Source organism: Staphylococcus sp. HMSC059F04 (genome assembly GCF_001812565.1).
Classification (GTDB): Bacteria; Bacillota; Bacilli; order Staphylococcales; family Staphylococcaceae; genus Staphylococcus; species Staphylococcus lugdunensis.
Window position 1 is genome coordinate 1 of record NZ_KV809458.1, and the last position, 16,710, is coordinate 16,710.

14 protein-coding genes and 1 pseudogene are annotated in these 16,710 nt (G+C 34.9%); 5 read left to right on the forward strand and 10 right to left on the reverse strand.

Annotation, left to right across the window (positions count from 1 at the left end; translation table 11 throughout):
* Positions 1–219: 219 nt before the first annotated feature.
* Positions 220–747, forward strand: coding sequence for a LysE family transporter (locus tag HMPREF2864_RS00180; RefSeq protein WP_002461448.1), 528 nt, complete (start codon positions 220–222; stop codon positions 745–747).
* Positions 748–890: 143 nt separating this feature from the next.
* On the opposite strand, the gene ilvA is transcribed toward HMPREF2864_RS00180, so the two are convergent.
* The 9 genes from ilvA to ilvD all read right to left on the reverse strand — a co-directional run bounded on the left by ilvA (position 891) and on the right by ilvD (position 11,538).
* On the reverse strand, positions 891–2,159 hold the full coding sequence (ilvA, locus tag HMPREF2864_RS00185; protein ID WP_070544727.1) for a threonine ammonia-lyase IlvA: 1,269 nt from the start codon (positions 2,157–2,159) through the stop codon (positions 891–893).
* Positions 2,160–2,175: 16 nt separating this feature from the next.
* On the reverse strand, positions 2,176–2,745 hold the full coding sequence (gene leuD / locus HMPREF2864_RS00190) for a 3-isopropylmalate dehydratase small subunit (protein ID WP_002477907.1): 570 nt from the start codon (positions 2,743–2,745) through the stop codon (positions 2,176–2,178).
* A gap of 2 nt (positions 2,746–2,747) precedes the next feature.
* Positions 2,748–4,118: a 3-isopropylmalate dehydratase large subunit gene (gene leuC / locus HMPREF2864_RS00195; RefSeq protein WP_070544728.1), complete on the reverse strand. Its 1,371-nt coding sequence runs from the start codon at positions 4,116–4,118 to the stop codon at positions 2,748–2,750.
* A 13-nt stretch (positions 4,119–4,131) separates the two neighbouring features.
* Positions 4,132–5,172: a 3-isopropylmalate dehydrogenase gene (gene leuB / locus HMPREF2864_RS00200; RefSeq protein ID WP_037544459.1), complete on the reverse strand. Its 1,041-nt coding sequence runs from the start codon at positions 5,170–5,172 to the stop codon at positions 4,132–4,134.
* Positions 5,162–6,712, reverse strand: coding sequence for a 2-isopropylmalate synthase (locus tag HMPREF2864_RS00205; RefSeq protein ID WP_002461441.1), 1,551 nt, complete (start codon positions 6,710–6,712; stop codon positions 5,162–5,164). The genes leuB and HMPREF2864_RS00205 overlap by 11 nt, the downstream gene beginning before the upstream one ends.
* 21 nt (positions 6,713–6,733) lie before the next feature.
* Positions 6,734–7,738 carry a ketol-acid reductoisomerase gene (ilvC, locus tag HMPREF2864_RS00210; protein ID WP_070544729.1) on the reverse strand — a complete coding sequence of 335 codons (1,005 nt, stop codon included), beginning with the start codon at positions 7,736–7,738 and terminating at the stop codon, positions 6,734–6,736.
* A gap of 132 nt (positions 7,739–7,870) precedes the next feature.
* Positions 7,871–8,104, reverse strand: coding sequence for an ACT domain-containing protein (locus HMPREF2864_RS00215; protein WP_002461439.1), 234 nt, complete (start codon positions 8,102–8,104; stop codon positions 7,871–7,873).
* Positions 8,101–9,834 carry a biosynthetic-type acetolactate synthase large subunit gene (gene ilvB, locus HMPREF2864_RS00220; RefSeq protein ID WP_070544730.1) on the reverse strand — a complete coding sequence of 578 codons (1,734 nt, stop codon included), beginning with the start codon at positions 9,832–9,834 and terminating at the stop codon, positions 8,101–8,103. The genes HMPREF2864_RS00215 and ilvB overlap by 4 nt, the downstream gene beginning before the upstream one ends.
* A 15-nt stretch (positions 9,835–9,849) precedes the next feature.
* Entirely contained in the window at positions 9,850–11,538 is a 1,689-nt protein-coding gene (gene ilvD, locus HMPREF2864_RS00225; protein WP_002461435.1) for a dihydroxy-acid dehydratase, read from the reverse strand.
* Between the two features lie 467 nt (positions 11,539–12,005).
* Between ilvD and tsaE the strand changes: the two genes are divergently transcribed.
* From tsaE to tsaD, 4 genes are read left to right on the forward strand one after another with little or no spacing between them, the layout of a single operon-like run.
* Entirely contained in the window at positions 12,006–12,467 is a 462-nt protein-coding gene (gene tsaE, locus HMPREF2864_RS00230) for a tRNA (adenosine(37)-N6)-threonylcarbamoyltransferase complex ATPase subunit type 1 TsaE (RefSeq protein WP_002461434.1), read from the forward strand.
* On the forward strand, positions 12,448–13,110 hold the full coding sequence (gene tsaB / locus HMPREF2864_RS00235) for a tRNA (adenosine(37)-N6)-threonylcarbamoyltransferase complex dimerization subunit type 1 TsaB (RefSeq protein WP_002461432.1): 663 nt from the start codon (positions 12,448–12,450) through the stop codon (positions 13,108–13,110). Before tsaE ends, tsaB begins: the two co-directional genes overlap by 20 nt.
* Before the next feature lie 11 nt (positions 13,111–13,121).
* Positions 13,122–13,547 carry a ribosomal protein S18-alanine N-acetyltransferase gene (gene rimI, locus HMPREF2864_RS00240; RefSeq protein WP_002461431.1) on the forward strand — a complete coding sequence of 142 codons (426 nt, stop codon included), beginning with the start codon at positions 13,122–13,124 and terminating at the stop codon, positions 13,545–13,547.
* Positions 13,540–14,562, forward strand: coding sequence for a tRNA (adenosine(37)-N6)-threonylcarbamoyltransferase complex transferase subunit TsaD (tsaD, locus tag HMPREF2864_RS00245; protein WP_002477915.1), 1,023 nt, complete (start codon positions 13,540–13,542; stop codon positions 14,560–14,562). Before rimI ends, tsaD begins: the two co-directional genes overlap by 8 nt.
* Before the next feature lie 325 nt (positions 14,563–14,887).
* Here tsaD and HMPREF2864_RS00250 read toward each other — a convergent pair.
* Positions 14,888–16,500 (reverse strand): annotated as a pseudogene (locus tag HMPREF2864_RS00250) (MutS family DNA mismatch repair protein).
* Positions 16,501–16,710 lie beyond the last annotated feature (210 nt).

Consider the following 16,710-nt stretch of genomic DNA (forward strand, 5'->3'; position numbering starts at 1 on the left):
TTGAGACCGAGAGGTCTCTTTTTTTATGCCAAAAGTTAAAAAACAAGCCGATAAATAACGGCTTTGCGAAGAGAAAGTGATTGAAGATGACATCATACAACATTATTTATCGGAATTTTCTGAAATTATAGTTGTATGTCTTTGATATCGTGGTAAAATATAACTATTCCTTTGAAAAGGGTGGTTATTATATTTCCTTACATATTATTTATTACTACAATGTCATTTACGCCTGGGCCTAATACGATTATGGCGATGTCAGAGGGACAGCGGAAAGGATTTTTACGAGCGTTACCATTTAATTTAGGCGTGTTGCTAGGCATTTTATTGACTTTAACTGTGGCATTATTATTTTCAGAGCCATTGAAAGAATCACAAATGTTTATTTTGATTATGAAGATAATAGGAACAGTGTATCTTTTATATTTAGCATACCATGTGGTGGTGTCTACGCCAGAGGATGCTGAAGATGCGTTAGATCGTCCTATTTTGAAAGGGATATTAATTCAAACTACTAATATAAAGGCAATGCTTTATTTTTTGACAGGATTGACGACATTTTCATTACCTGCTGCTTGGGAACATACTTATATTCGATCGATATTATTAATTGTTATAGGTATTGCTGGTGCGCTTGCTTGGTCACTATTGGGTCAAGTGATGAATACTTTGTATCATCGCCATTATAGAATTATTAATGTTATTATTGCGCTGTTACTACTTTATAGTGCAGTAGAATTATGGTAGATATCAAAAAATTTAGAGGTTAACGTTTGGCATATTATCGTTTTTGAGTTATTAAGATTTATGATAGCGATAAATATGCTTTTTTTATAGAAAATCGGTTGATGAAACATAGTTATGTCATCAACCGATTAGTCGTAATTTATTTAAATCAGCAAAGAATATAGCATTTTATTTTCATTGATATAGATGTTTGAAGGATCAAAATGATTAACATTCTGCTTAAGTTGTGCTAAGTCATCATGTTTTTTTAATTGAATACCTATAATAACGGTACCAGTATTTTGAGATGTTTTTTTCAAGTATTCAAATTTAGTAATATCATCTTGAGGACCGAGCACATCGTTAACAAATTCCCTTAATGCCCCTGGACGTTGAGGGAAGTTTAAGATGAAGTAGTGCTTCATTTCTTCGTAAAGTAAAGATCGTTCTTCTATTTCTTTCATACGATTGATGTCATTATTTCCGCCACTAATAATACAAACAATCGTTTTGCCTTTAATTTGTTCGCGATAATTTTCTAAGGCAGAAACGCTAAGCGCACCAGCTGGTTCTGCTACAATGGCTTGTTTAGAATATAAATCTAAAATGGTTGAACAAACTGCACCTTCATCCACTTGTACAAAATCGTCTACGTTATGGCGTGCGATATCATAAGTAATATCACCGACGCGTGCGACAGAGGCACCATCTACAAACTTATCGATATTGGATAAAGTAACGATTTTATGTTGAACAACCACAGCTTCATACATGCTACTAGCACCAATAGGTTCTACACCGATAATTTTAGTCTTAGGGGAATGTTGCTTTAAATAGGTGCTAACACCAGAAATAAGGCCACCGCCACCAATTGCACTGAATACATAATCAAATTGAAGATGACCTTTCTCAGCTTCACTAATTAGTTCTTTAGCAATGGTTCCTTGACCAGCAATTGTATGAACATTATTAAATGGATCAATAAAAGTCATGTGGTGCTGCTTTGTATAAGCTAAAGCGTCTTTAAGACAGTCATCGAAAGTGTCCCCAGTAAGAATGACTTTGACATGTGATTCACCAAAGAATTTGACCTGGTTTATCTTTTGAAGTGGGGTTGTTACTGGCATAAAAATGACTGCTTTCAGCTTTAATTGTTTAGCTGTATATGCGACGCCTTGTGCATGATTACCTGCACTAGCACATGTTATACCTTTAGCTTTATCTGCTTCAGATAAAACTGATATAGCATTATAAGCACCACGTAACTTAAAAGAACGAACCCACTGTAAATCCTCTCGCTTTAAATATACATTGCACTGATATTTTTGTGATAAATATCTATCATAATGTAAAGGTGTTTCTTTGACAACATCCTTAATTCTTAAATAAGCATCATCTACATCTTGAGCAGAAACACGACTTGTAACTGTCATAGTACCTCCAACCTTTTTATCTCGTTTTTTCATAGTTTTTGATTAAATCTTCATATTGTAATGTGATCGCAATATCATCTAAACCATTAATGAATTTGTTCTTCCATGTAGGATCAATGTCAAAATGGAATTGTTGTGTGTCTGTATTTACTGTCTGATTAGGTAAATCTATCGTAATGTTGGCATGTTGAGCTAGTTTATGTCTTACATCTTCCGGCAGCACAATGGGTAATAGCCCGTTTTTTGTACAGTTCATATAAAATATATCACTGAAACTACCGGCAATAATGATATTGAAACCATAATCTTTTAGTGCCCAAGCGGCATGTTCGCGACTAGAGCCACAACCAAAGTTATCTCCAGTAATTAAAATAGACGCACCTTTGTATTGAGGTTTATTAGGATTAAAATCAGGATTATCAGTGCCGTCAGATAAATAGCGCCATTCATCAAAAGCAAAAGGGCCAAATCCTGTTTTAGTGATACGCTTCAAATGAACTTTCGGAATAATTTGGTCAGTATCGATATTATCATTGAAAAGGGGAACAGTTTTTCCTTTATAAATCGTTATTGGTTTAATTTCCATCGTTAATACACGACCTTTCTAACATCAACGAATTTACCATTAATAGCTGCAGCTGCAGCCATAGCAGGTGATACAAGATGTGTGCGTGCGCCTTTACCTTGACGTCCTTCAAAATTACGATTGCTTGTTGAAGCGCAATGAACACCTTCAGGTACTTGATCTGGGTTCATACCAAGACACATGGAGCATCCAGGTTCACGCCATTCAAATCCAGCTTCTTTGAAAATTTTATCTAATCCAAGAGCCTCGGCTTCATGTTTTACCGTTCTTGAACCAGGAACTACAATCGCTGTTATTTTAGGATGTACATGTTTACCTTTGACAATTTGACTTGCTTCTAGAAGATCAGATAGTCGTACATTAGTACAGGAACCTAGAAATACATAGCCTAAGTCAATGTCTTCTGCTTTTTGACCTGGTTGTAGTCCCATATATTGGTAGGCACGTTCATCGTTAACACTTTTGATAGTGGGAAATGGTGTATTAAAGCTGACTCCCATTTCTGGATTTGTACCCCAAGTGACTTGCGGTTCTAGATTAGAAATATCGATTTCAATTACTTTGTCGAACTTTGCGTGAGTGTCAGTATAAAGTTGTTTCCATTTTTCGAGTGAGTGTTCATAATTTTGAGCATATGGTCGTCCTTTAACATAATCAAAGGTTGTTTGATCGGGTTGAATTAGACCATATTTTGCGCCAGCCTCGATTGCCATATTACAGATAGTCATGCGTCCTTCCATAGATAATTGGCGGATAGCTTCACCTGTGAATTCCAAGGCATAACCAGTACCAAAATCGACACCATACTGATTAATAAGATAGAGAATGATATCTTTGGCATACACACCTTTAGGTAACTGGCCTTGAATATCAATCTTTAAGTTTTTAGGTTTTCTTTGCCATAACGTTTGGGTTGCAAACACATGTTCAACTTCACTTGTACCAATTCCAAAAGCTATAGCACCAAATGCACCATGTGTTGCAGTATGTGAATCGCCGCATACAATTGTCTTACCTGGTTGCGTTAATCCTGTTTCAGGACCAACCATATGCACAATGCCTTGCTCATCTGACCCCATATCGAAAAGATGTACACCAAAATCATTGGCATTGCGCTGCAACGTTGTAATTTGCTTATTAGCGATGTCATCTTTGATGTTAAATATATCAATTGTTGGAACATTATGATCCAATGTGGCAAAGGTTAGATCAGGACGACGTAATTGACGTTGTTGAAGTCTTAACCCTTCAAAAGCTTGAGGAGACGTTACTTCATGGATAAGATGCAAATCGATATATAATAATTGTGGTTCACCTTCATTACCTGTAATGACATGCTGATTCCAAATTTTATCAAATAATGTTTGTTCCATATTGCGTCCCTCCTTAATAGCTTTTGTATAAGTATTCAAAGAATTGAGATGTAGATGTTGTGCCGCCTAGGTCTTTAGTTAAAATGCCTTTACGAATCATTGAATATACATTTTGTTCAAGTTCATCTGCGGCAGTAGCTTGATTTAAACTTTCACGCAAGCACATTGCTAATGAGAGAATCATGCCTACTGGATTAGCAATATTTTGATTAGCGATGTCAGGTGCAGAACCATGAATAGGTTCATATAGACGCGGACCGTTCTCACTAAAACTTGCTGAAGGTGATAACCCTAAAGATCCTGGAATAACAGATGCTTCATCACTTAAAATATCACCAAATAAATTTTCTGTAACAATGACGTCAAATTGTGTTGGATATGTTATCAAATGCATACTACAAGCATCTACTAACAAATGATTTACAGTGACATCAGGATATTCTAAACTCACTTTATTAACTATTTTTCTCCATAATTTACTGGAAGCTAAAACATTTTCTTTATCTACAGAAGTAAGTTTTTTCTTGCGTTGCTGTGCTAGATTAAAAGCGACTCTCACAATACGCTCAATCTCATCGCTTGTGTAAGTCAATGAATCAACTGCAGATGTATCTGATAAGTGTCTCGGTTCTCCGAAATAAATACCACTAGTTAATTCACGTACAATAACCAAATCTGTTCCTTCTACACGGTCCGCTTTTAGTGGTGAAAATTGACTCATACCTGAAGTTACTTTCGTTGGGCGTATGTTTGCATATAAACCTAAAGACTTTCTTAAAGTAAGTAAGCCTTGTTCAGGCCGATTATTCGGATCATTCCACTTTGGACCACCAATAGCTCCTAATAAGATAGCATCTGCGTTTTGGCATGCTTCAAGTGTTTCAGCAGTTAAAGGTACATGATAATGATCAATAGAAGCACCGCCAAAATGATGTTTAGTTACTTGATAGTCAAATTGGTATTTGTGACTTATATATTGTAATAGTTTTAATGTACCATTCAATATTTCTGGACCGATGCCATCGCCGGGTAGAGCTACGATATTATAAGTCATGACTAATTACCTCCTGTAATAGAGCAGTAGGGTGGTTTAAAGCATATTTGGCATGTGCTTCAACATAAGCTTTGCATGAAGCCATTAAAATATCATGATCAATGCCAATGCCCGTTTCAAATTGACCGTCAATATTTAATTGAACATGTACTTCAGCTTGAGCATCTATGCCTTCAGTAACAGAATCGATTCGATAATCGATGAGTTTACTATCTCTTTGGAAAATACGATTCACAGCATTATAAATGGCGACAATTGATCCTGTACCAATACTTGAATCTTGATAAAGATGGCCATCTTTATCTTTAATAACGATTACAGCACTTTGTAATCCTTGTGATACAAATTGTAATTGTAATGAATCAACTTGATATAATGCATTTTGTTCATGTTCTGTACCTTGAATTAATGCATGAATATCTCGGTCTGATACTGTTTTTTTCTTGTCAGCAATAGCTTTAAATTGTTTGAATAACTGTATTTGAGCTTTTGGTTCAATATCGTAACCTAATGATTTTAGTTTTTCAGCAAAGGCATGTTTTCCTGAAAGTTTACCTAGCGGCAATTCATTTGTTTTAACACCGACTAGTTGAGGCGTAATAATCTCATATGTCTCTGGATTTTTTAACACACCATCTTGATGTATACCGGATTCATGACTAAACGCATTTTGTCCTACAATTGCTTTGTTACGTGGTACGCGTATACCAGCAAATCTTGCGATTAAATCTGATGTTGATTTCGTTTCATTTAATTTTAAATGAGTTGTTAAACCGTAATGTTCTTTTCTGATATATAAAGCAAGAGCTAGCTCTTCTAATGCTGTATTCCCAGCGCGTTCTCCGATACCATTAACAGTACCTTCTATGCGTCTTGCGCCACCTTCAATTGCAGCTAAACTATTAGCCACTGCTAGACCAAGATCATCATGACAATGTGCGCTATAGATAACGTCTTGAGTTGTTTGAACATGGTTAATGAGGTATTTAAAAATGTTGCCATATTCACTAGGATAGCTATAACCTACAGTGTCTGGAATATTGATTATTGATGCACCAGCATCTACGGCAGTTTGTACACATTTTAATAAGAAAGGTAATTCTGTACGTGTTGCATCTTCAGGTGAGAACTGTACGATATCAAAACGTGCTTTACAGTAACTGACATGTTCTTTAATTGATGCTAGAACCTCTGCTTGTGACATTTTTAATTTATATTTCAAATGAATAGGTGAAGTAGCTATGAATACATGTACAGCTGGATGAGCTGCATTTTTAGTAGCTTCATATACAGCATCTATATCAGGTTTTCGACATCTAGCTAAACCGCATACTGTTGTTGTTTTTAATGCTTCTGATATGGCTTTTACAGATTTGAAACTCCCTTCACTCGAAGCAGGAAATCCAGCTTCGATGACATCTACGCCCCAATGTTCCAACTGTTTGGCAATCTTTAAACGTTCTTCAAAGGAAAAACTAACACCTGGTGTTTGCTCACCATCTCTAAGTGTTGTGTCGAAAATTTGAATATGGCTTTCCATAATTAAATTCCCCCTAAATGATTATTGTTGAATACTTTTAGATTTAATAAATGGCATCATTTTTCTTAATTCACGACCGACCGCTTCAATTTCGTGACCATGTTGTTTTTCACGTAATTGATAGAATTCTTTGAAGCCATTTTCATTGTCTTTAACAAATCGATTTGCGAAGTTTCCATTTTGAATATCAGTTAAGACTGCTTTCATATTATTTTTTACTTCTGGTGTAATGACGCGTGGTCCTGAAACATAGTCACCAAATTCAGCAGTATTTGAAATTGAATAGCGAACATTTTCCATGCCGCCTTCGTACATTAAATCAACAATTAATTTCATTTCATGTAGTACTTCAAAATACGCTAATTCTTTTTGATATCCTGCTTCTACTAATGTTTCAAAGCCACTTTGAATTAATTTATGGATACCACCACAAAGTACAGCTTGCTCACCAAATAAATCTGTCTCAGTTTCTTCTTTAAATGTTGTTTCAATAACACCAGCGCGTGTGGCACCAATACCTTTGGCATAGCTTAGAGCAATATCACGTGCTTCTCCACTAGCATCTTGTTGAACGCCGAAGAGGGCAGGTACGGCAGTTCCTTCTACAAATGTACGTCTTACAAGATGTCCAGGGCCTTTAGGTGTAACTAAGAAAACATCCACATTTTCCGGAGGTGTAATAACACCAAAATGAATATTAAAACCGTGAGCAAATGCTAGTGCATTATGCGCTTCAAGGTTAGGTGCAATTTCTTTTTTATATACTGAACCTTGAATTTCATCTGGTAATAACACCATGATGACATCGGCTTGTTTAGTAGCCTCAGCTACTGGGTACACATCAAATCCATCTTCTTTTGCTTTATCAAATGAATGTCCTGGGCGAATTCCAACGATGACATCATATCCATTGTCTTTTAAATTTTGTGCATGTGCATGGCCTTGAGAACCGTAGCCAATTACAGCAATTTTTTTGCCTTTTAATGCATCTTTAGTTACTTGTTGATCATAATAAACTTTAGTCATAATAAATTCCTCCAAATTGTTATTATAATATTCAAAATTTTCAATCTATTGAAAATTGAATATCCCAATTATTTAAGATGTTAGCTCTATTTATTTTTGATTGTTTATAGGCTAGCGCATCAAAGGGATAATCTATAGTTCAACGACATTGATAACTGTTACTTGTTTTTTTAATTTAGCAATTAAAATTTTAAATAATTTTTCGTTTTCGATATCTGCTGTTAGTAAAACATTTGAAATGCCAGGATCTGATGAGGGCTTAACTTCAAGTTCACTGATATTATATTGAAGACGGACAAAGGCACTTGTAATGCGATTTAGCGTACTGACTTTGTCTTCAACCGTTAATTTTAATGTGCGTTTCATTCTAATCCCTCCATTTCATGATTTGCTTTACCAGCAGGTATCATTGGATTAACAGGTTCAACAGGTGAAATTCGAATTTCAATTAGTGCTGGACCTTCACTACTAAATGCCTTATCCAATTGTTGTTCTAATTGAGCAGGATTATCGATTAAATAACCTTTAATTCCGTATGCTTCTGCTATTTTCATAAAATCCGGTTGATCATTAAAGACTGAATGTGAAAATCGGTGATTAAAGAATTTATCTTGCCACTGTTTGACCATTCCGAGTGTGCCATTATTGATCAGTACAACTTTAATATTTAACTTATATTCATTAAAAATTGCCATTTCTTGGTTAGTCATTTGAAAGCCACCATCACCAACAAAACAAACTACAGTTTTATCTGGTGCGGCTAATTGTGCGCCAATTGCTGATGGAATGCCAAAGCCCATTGTTCCTAATCCACCGCTTGTAGCCCATTGACTATGATGTTTAAATGGATAAAATTGAGCTGCCCACATTTGGTGCTGGCCAACATCGGTGGTTACAACTGCATCTCCATTGGTTATCTTACCAATATATTCAATCGCTTGTTGTGGCTTACAAAACGTTTGGTCATCTGTCGCATATTTGAATGGATGTAAGTCTTTGTTACTTTGACAATGTTGTGCCCATGCTGTGAATTGAATTTCTTTATTAAAGTAGGCGGATAATTTTTTTAAAACCTTTTTACAATCTGCCACAATACCTAAATCAGTTTGAATGACTTTATTGATTTCAGATTCATCAATATCGACATGTACAACTTTGGCATTAGGCGCAAATTGAGCAGGGTTACTCGCTAAACGGTCATCAAAACGACTACCTAAATTGATAAGTAAATCGCACTCAGTTAAAGCCATATTGCTTGCATAGGAACCATGCATTCCACCCATTCCAAGGAATAAAGGATTGTTGTATGGAATGGCACCTAGGCCCAGAAGCGTAGTGACAACTGGAATTTGATATTTTGAAACAAATTGTGTTAACAGTTCATTTGATTGTGAATTATTAATTCCAGCCCCTGCTAAAATTAACGGTTTTTTAGCGTGAGTTAAAAGTGAGACAAGCGCTTTAATGTCATCTACATTTGGTTCGTTTGGCACATGATATCCTGGTAAAGCAAGGTCATTTGTTACAGGTACGGATGTTTTTAAAACACCCATATCTTTAGGAAAATCAATAACAACAGGTCCTTTTCTGCCAGTATTAGCAATATAAAATGCTTCATGTACGATTTTAGGAATATCATCAACATTTTTAATTTGATAATTTGCTTTTGTGATAGGTGTGGTCATCGATAATAAATCTGCTTCTTGAAAAGCATCTTGACCAATGCCAGGTGATGCGACTTGTCCTGTAAAGACGACTAGGGGAAGTGAATCACAATAGGCATCGATAATACCAGTAATTGCATTGGTAGCACCTGGACCACTAGTTACTACGACGACACCTGGTTTGCCAGAAACACGTGCATAACCTTCAGCGGCATGTGTAGCGCCTTGCTCATGACGTGCTAAAATATGTTTAATCTTACCATCATAGAATGTATCGTATAATGGGAGAACAGCACCTCCTGGATAACCAAAGATAAAATCGACATGTTCATGTAATAATGCTTCTACTAATAAATCTGAGCCACTTAATGATTGATGTGAACTAGGGGATTCATCGTCTTGTAAAGTATTGTGTACGAATTGTTTGGGCATAAATAACACTCCTTGTTAAATTAAATTTTCAGGTACTTGCATAATACCGCCAGTATTTGCACTTGTAACGAGCGCAGTATATCGAGCTAGATAGCCTGATTTAACTTTAGCTTTAAACGGTTTGACTTCGGCTTTACGTTGTTCTAAAACTTCGTCAGATTGATGAACATCAATAGTGCGTTTAATTAAGTCAATTGTAATTTCATCTCCATCACGTAATAAGCTAATAGGGCCATCAGAAGCGGCTTCTGGAGAAATATGTCCCACGGCAATGCCTCGTGTAGCTCCTGAGAAGCGCCCGTCAGTGATTAAAGCAACATCTTTACCTAAACCTCTACCAACAATTGATGACGTTGGAGCTAACATTTCAGGCATTCCTGGACCACCTTTTGGACCTTCATAACGAATAACTACGACATGACCTGCACGAACTGTTTTATCATCAATCGCAGCTACTGCTTCATCGTGTGAATTAAAACAAATTGCTTTTCCTGTAAAAACTTTAACTGAAGGGTCTACACCACCAACTTTGATAACAGCACCTTTCGGAGCGATGTTACCAAATAAAATGGATAAACCACCTTGTTTATCATATGGATGTTCTAATGAGTGAATAACTTCAAAATTAGCTATTTCTTTACCTTCATTATTTTCTTTAAGTGTTTTTCCAGTTACTGTAATGCGATTTGGATGGAGAGTGCCTGGTTTTTTCATAAGCTCATTGATGATAGCAGGAACACCACCAGCTTCATGCACATCATGCATTGAATAAGATGAACTAGGCGCTATTTTTGATAAATAAGGCGTCTTTTTAGCAATTTCATTAATTCGCTCTAAGTCATAATCAATTCCAGCTTCATTAGCTATGGCCAAGGTATGTAATACTGTATTCGTTGAACCACCCATAGCCATATCCAGAGCAAACGCATCATCAATTGCTTCTCGTGTAACGATATCTCTAGGTTTTAAGTCATTTTTAATATTTTCAACGAGCTTAAATGCTGCAGCTCTAATCATTTCTCTACGCTGTTCACTTACTGCTAAAGCAGTACCATTATATGGTAGTGCTAAGCCTAAAACTTCCATTAAACAGTTCATTGAATTTGCTGTAAACATACCAGCACAAGAGCCACAAGTAGGGCAGGCATTTTGTTCCATATCAAGAAACTCTTCCTTTGAAATAGAGCCTTCTTTAAATGCACCAACTGCTTCAAACATGGATGATAATGTTAATGCTTTTCCATGAGCTGATAAACCAGCTTTCATTGGTCCACCAGAACAGAAAATAGCCGGTACATTTGTTCGAACGGCTGCTAATATCATACCAGGTGTGATTTTGTCGCAATTCGGAATGTAAAAGACACCGTCAAACCAGTGTGCATTGATAACAGTTTCAGCAGCATCTGCAATGATTTCGCGTGATGGAAGAGAATAGCGCATTCCTATATGTCCCATTGCAATACCATCATCAACACCAATTGTGTTAAATTCAAATGGAATTGCACCCGCTTCGCGAATAGCTTCTTTAGCGATATCTGCTAATTCACGTAAATGAACGTGCCCAGGTACAATATCAATATATGAATTACAGATTGCGACAAATGGTTTGTTCATATCAGTTGGATGTTTTAATGCCCCTGTAGCATGTAATAAACTTCTTGCTGGTGCTTGATGATCACCTTTTTTGATCATATCGCTTCTCATAAATAATTCCCCCGTCGTTGACAATCATGAAACAAAAAAACGCCCCAATAAAATTGGGACGCTGATAAGTCCCATTCAATTAGAAATAGGACTTAAACATTTAGTACAAGTGATACTAAAGTTCCAGCCCTTTGGAGTATAATAAAATAATAATATTTACATTTGTCGGTTGATATAGAAATGTGTGATTAGTCATTATTATACTCCTCTTTTCTTGAATGGTTATAATTTGTTTCAATAGTTTGAATTGTTTTAAAATTCGATAAACTTAATTTACTATAACATGTCATGACAGTCAACCTTAATTTTGAATTTTCTAACAATTGTTTTATTTTGGCAAATGATTATTTAAAAGAGAAATCTATCTTAATTTTTGTTACAATAAATAAGTTAAAATGATTTGTCATGTCCTAGAGATAAAGCCTAGAAGTTTATATTTTAATGCTATTAAATAAGGAGAATGTACATTGATTCGTATCAATAATCTACATGAAATGGATACTTTTGCTGCGAAATTAGTATCAACACTTGTAACTGGAGATTTAATATTACTTAACGGAGATTTAGGTGCCGGGAAAACGACGCTCGCACAATTCATAGGTAAACACTTAGGTGTCAAGCGTCACATCAATTCACCAACTTTTAATATTATTAAATCTTATCAAGGTAGTAAATTAAAAATGCATCATATGGATTGTTATCGTTTAGAAGGAATGGAAGAAGATTTGGGTTTTGATGAATACTTTGATGACGATGGCATTAGTATTGTTGAATGGAGTCAGTTCATTCAAGACTTATTACCAGAGGAACACTTAACGATTGACATTCACATTATAAACGAACAGGAACGTGAACTATCTTTAAATGCACAAGGCAAGCATTATGAGGCAATTAAGGAGGCAATAGAGAATGAATACTTTATTGATTGATACATCAAATCAGCCAATGTCAATTGCTTTGATGAAAGATGAGGAAGTATTAGCAGCAAAAACTACTAATAATAAAACAAACCACTCAGTTCAATTAATGCCTGGAATTCAGGAGCTATTTACTCAATGCGATTTAACAAAAGAGAATATTGATGCCATTATAGTTGCACAAGGGCCAGGTTCATACACTGGAGTAAGAATTGGTGTAACTGTAGCAAAAACGCTTGCTTACGCATTAAATGTACGATTATTTGGCGTGTCATCACTTGAAGCGCTCGCTGCGACAACGCATCAAACAAATCAGCTTATTGTACCATTATTTGATGCTCGAAGAGATGCTGTATACGCAGGTGTTTATCAACATCAACACGGACAATTAAAAACGATTATAAATGATGGCTATATAACGATTGATGAATTACTGACACAACTGCATAGCCTAAAGGAACCTTATATCTTTATTGGTCAAGATGCCAAAAAGTTAAGTGCAAGATTAGATGGCCCAATAGAGGAAAATTTGCCTGATGCAGCAGTGATGCTTGATTTAATAAAACAACCTGCAAATATTTATACGTTTACACCAAATTATCTTAAATTATCAGAGGCAGAACGCAATTGGCTGAATCAGCAACAGAACAACTAAACATACGAGAAATGATTGTCGATGACGTACCTCAAGTATTTGATATAGAGCGTTTGAGTTTTAAACATAGTTCATGGACCATTGATGCCTTTTACCATGAAATAACTCAAAATCAATATGCAAAATATTTTGTGGCGGAACGTAATGGCCAAATTATTGGTTATTTAGGTCTTTGGACAGTGCTCGATCAAGCGCAAGTGACTACGGTCGCAGTGAGCGAAATATATCGTAATCTTGGCTTAGGACAATTGTTGCTTAAATATGGCATGACTTATGCGGCACATACATGTGACACAATGAGTTTAGAAGTACGTGTCGACAATATTATCGCTCAACATGTATACGAAAAATTAGGTTTTCAATATGGTGGTAAACGTAAAAATTACTACGGAGATGGAGAGGATGCGTTAGTGATGTGGGTGAAGTTACATGAATGAAAATATTTTAATTTTAGCGATTGAAACGAGCTGTGATGAAACAAGTGTTAGTGTTATAAAGAATGGTTCAGAAATATTATCTAATGCAGTGTTAAGTCAGATAGATAGTCATAAACGCTTTGGTGGTGTTGTACCTGAAGTTGCAAGCAGGCATCATGTTGAAGGTATACTCCCTACAATCGACGAAGCGTTAGAAACGGCACAAGTATCGATGGAGGATATTACTGCTATCGCTGTGACGGAAGGACCAGGGCTAATTGGGGCACTGTTAATAGGAATTAATGCGGCTAAAGCATTAGCGTTTGCATATGATAAACCGCTCATTCCTGTTCATCATATTGCCGGGCATATTTATGCTAATCATTTGGAAGAACCATTAACTTTTCCATTAATGGCACTTATTGTTTCTGGAGGCCATACAGAATTGGTTTATATGAAAGATCATTTACAATTTCAAGTCATCGGAGAAACGCGAGATGATGCAGTGGGTGAGGCCTACGATAAAGTTGCTCGAACGATTGGACTACCTTATCCAGGGGGACCGCATGTTGATCGATTAGCATTAACAGGAGAAGATGAATATCATTTTCCTAGAGTATGGCTTGAAAAGGACAGCTATGATTTTAGTTTCAGTGGTTTAAAAAGTGCTGTTATAAACAAATTGCATAATCTTAAACAGAAAGATTTGCCAATAAATAAGGCTAATGTAGCAACAAGCTTTCAAAATAGTGTTGTTGAAGTACTAAGTGGTAAAGCTATTAATGCTTGTCAGCAATATGATGTTAATCAACTAATTGTTGCTGGGGGTGTAGCAAGCAATCACGGATTAAGAACAGAATTAAAAAAACGTTGTGCACAAAAACAAATTAAACTATTAATTCCTAGTCCAAAATTATGTACAGACAATGCAGCAATGATAGGTGCTGCAGGCTATTATTTATATCGAGCTGGTATCACTTCAGGATTAGATCTCAATGGCAAAAACCATATTGATATTGAGGAAGCAACAATTTAAGCATTTAGTTAATTAAATTACAGGGAGACATTATTGTAAATAATAAAGATAGTCTAAGACATAAAGTTCTTAGACAAATAAAAAAGCAATTTCTATTGAAATAATGATGTGCCCCCCCATAAAGTTAGATCTTTAATCCAACTTTATGGGGGGCACATCAATTCATTTGAGTACTATTTTTCTAAGATTTATGTCCCTGACTCACTTAACTATATATAACAGTAGTTAAGTGAATTTTAAATGCACTTATACCAAGCTTTTTCAATTCTAAACAATCTTGCGGGGTGGGCAATACAAATTCAAAATGAATGCTGTCCCAAAAAGCTTATATGTCCTCAACTATCTCTTTGGCATGATGATAAATATCTAATGGAAAGTTTGATATTCTCAGCAATTCTATAGCATTTCTAGTATTAGCTTTTCCAGGCTTGACTTTATAGTCAAAAGCAATAGATTGCTTCTCAATGATTTCATTAAAATGATAATTTGAATAATCTAGTAAACTTGATAATTCGATATCGTGTGTTGCAGCTAAAATAAAATAGTTATTCATATTACTTAAATAACTTAAAACGGATTGAGAAGCAGCAATGCGCTCTGTCGTGTTAGTACCTTTGAATATTTCATCGATAAAACAATATATTTGGCGTTTTGACGAAATATTAAATAGTCTGCGAATTGACTTCAACTCTGCCATGAAGTAGCTATCACCAGATAATACATCGTCAGCATTAGCCATAGAACAATATACATGTCCTGGAACATATTTAAATTTAGCAGCGACAGCAGTTTCAATTGTTTGCGCCAAAATAAGATTTATCGCAATAGCTTTCATAAATGTTGATTTTCCGGAAGCGTTTGATCCTGTTAGTAAAATATTGTTTTTAAGACATAAATTATTAGGTACAGCACCGTCAATAAGTGGATGAACTAATTCAGTAAATGTACATAAGGACTCATCTTTCACATGATTGTCTAATATTTCAGGCTGACACTGTATATTTAACGTGGTTTGATAGAGTGCTACAGAATAATGATTATCTAACATAGCGATATAATCATAACTTTCAAGAACTTCATCAATATACTTAAAAAAACTACGTTGAATAATATGAAAAATAACATAATCTAGCATGAAAATTATTTTAAATAACAAAATAATGCTTGAACCAATGTCGTTAGCATCTAATTTAACTAAAATACCACTTAAATATCGTGAACTTTTAAAATGATTAAAGTTAATATTCAATTCAGGTGTTCCGTCAAGCTCATTTAACTTTTTACTTTGTGTTAAAACATTTGAAGTATAAAAAATTGATTTTAAATCTTTTTCATAAGTTCGTTTCAAAAATACAGACAATAAAATATTAATCGAACATACTAATAAGGTTAATAAAATACCTAAATTTTTATTAAATACAATAATCAATATGCTCAAAATAGGTAAGAATGGAGTAAGCATCAATAGATTATTTCTTTTAATAGCGGTTAGTTGATCGGGAAAAAAAGGATAATATTTTTTCCAACTTTTGATAATTTGAGTGATAAATAATTTCTAAATGATTCTGACGTTTTAATTTTATGTATTAATGTTTTATTATTTGCTTTAAACATACCACGTAATGTTGCATAAAGTTTCATTTCTCCAATAGCAGTAAAGTTATAATTCATCGTTTGAAACAAGCTATCCATACTTAAATCGCTCCATGTTTTATCATCAACCAAATTATCATGAGCATAATTCGAACGATAACTTTGATATTGATAATCATAACGAGCGTTTGGACGAATAAATTCTTCTAGGCGCTCCTTATTCGTCCAAAGTTGTTTGATTTTGATAGTTAACTTTTTTTGCTCAATAATAGCAGTTGTGATACTTACAATAATAGTTAGTATAATTATAGCTAAAATAAATAAAAATATTGTATTATCGAACATTTTAATCCCCTTATATTAATATATTTATAGGTAATAATTGATATTATTTCATAACTTATTTGGATATGCAAAATATAATAAGTTTAAGCGTAGTTTGTACGTCAAGAGGGAACGTTTGTACTTATCAACAATCAGTGCACAACTTGTGGATAACAAGTGGTTATATATGTGGATATTGTAAAATTTGTAACAAATATATTGAGCAAAAGT

What these genes read in the sequence shown, in the direction of transcription:
- ilvC (WP_070544729.1), bottom strand. Translation starts at nt 7,738, where the DNA reads ATGACTAAAGTTTATTATGATCAACAAGTAACTAAAGATGCATTAAAA.
- ilvB (WP_070544730.1), bottom strand. Translation starts at nt 9,834, where the DNA reads ATGCCCAAACAATTCGTACACAATACTTTACAAGACGATGAATCCCCT.
- HMPREF2864_RS00180 (WP_002461448.1), top strand. Translation starts at nt 220, where the DNA reads ATGTCATTTACGCCTGGGCCTAATACGATTATGGCGATGTCAGAGGGA.
- ilvD (WP_002461435.1), bottom strand. Translation starts at nt 11,538, where the DNA reads ATGAGAAGCGATATGATCAAAAAAGGTGATCATCAAGCACCAGCAAGA.
- ilvA (WP_070544727.1), bottom strand. Translation starts at nt 2,159, where the DNA reads ATGACAGTTACAAGTCGTGTTTCTGCTCAAGATGTAGATGATGCTTAT.
- tsaD (WP_002477915.1), top strand. Translation starts at nt 13,540, where the DNA reads ATGAATGAAAATATTTTAATTTTAGCGATTGAAACGAGCTGTGATGAA.
- HMPREF2864_RS00215 (WP_002461439.1), bottom strand. Translation starts at nt 8,104, where the DNA reads ATGAAACGCACATTAAAATTAACGGTTGAAGACAAAGTCAGTACGCTA.
- tsaB (WP_002461432.1), top strand. Translation starts at nt 12,448, where the DNA reads ATGAATACTTTATTGATTGATACATCAAATCAGCCAATGTCAATTGCT.
- leuB (WP_037544459.1), bottom strand. Translation starts at nt 5,172, where the DNA reads ATGACTTATAATATCGTAGCTCTACCCGGCGATGGCATCGGTCCAGAA.
- leuD (WP_002477907.1), bottom strand. Translation starts at nt 2,745, where the DNA reads ATGGAAATTAAACCAATAACGATTTATAAAGGAAAAACTGTTCCCCTT.
- leuC (WP_070544728.1), bottom strand. Translation starts at nt 4,118, where the DNA reads ATGGAACAAACATTATTTGATAAAATTTGGAATCAGCATGTCATTACA.
- rimI (WP_002461431.1), top strand. Translation starts at nt 13,122, where the DNA reads ATGATTGTCGATGACGTACCTCAAGTATTTGATATAGAGCGTTTGAGT.
- HMPREF2864_RS00205 (WP_002461441.1), bottom strand. Translation starts at nt 6,712, where the DNA reads ATGGAAAGCCATATTCAAATTTTCGACACAACACTTAGAGATGGTGAG.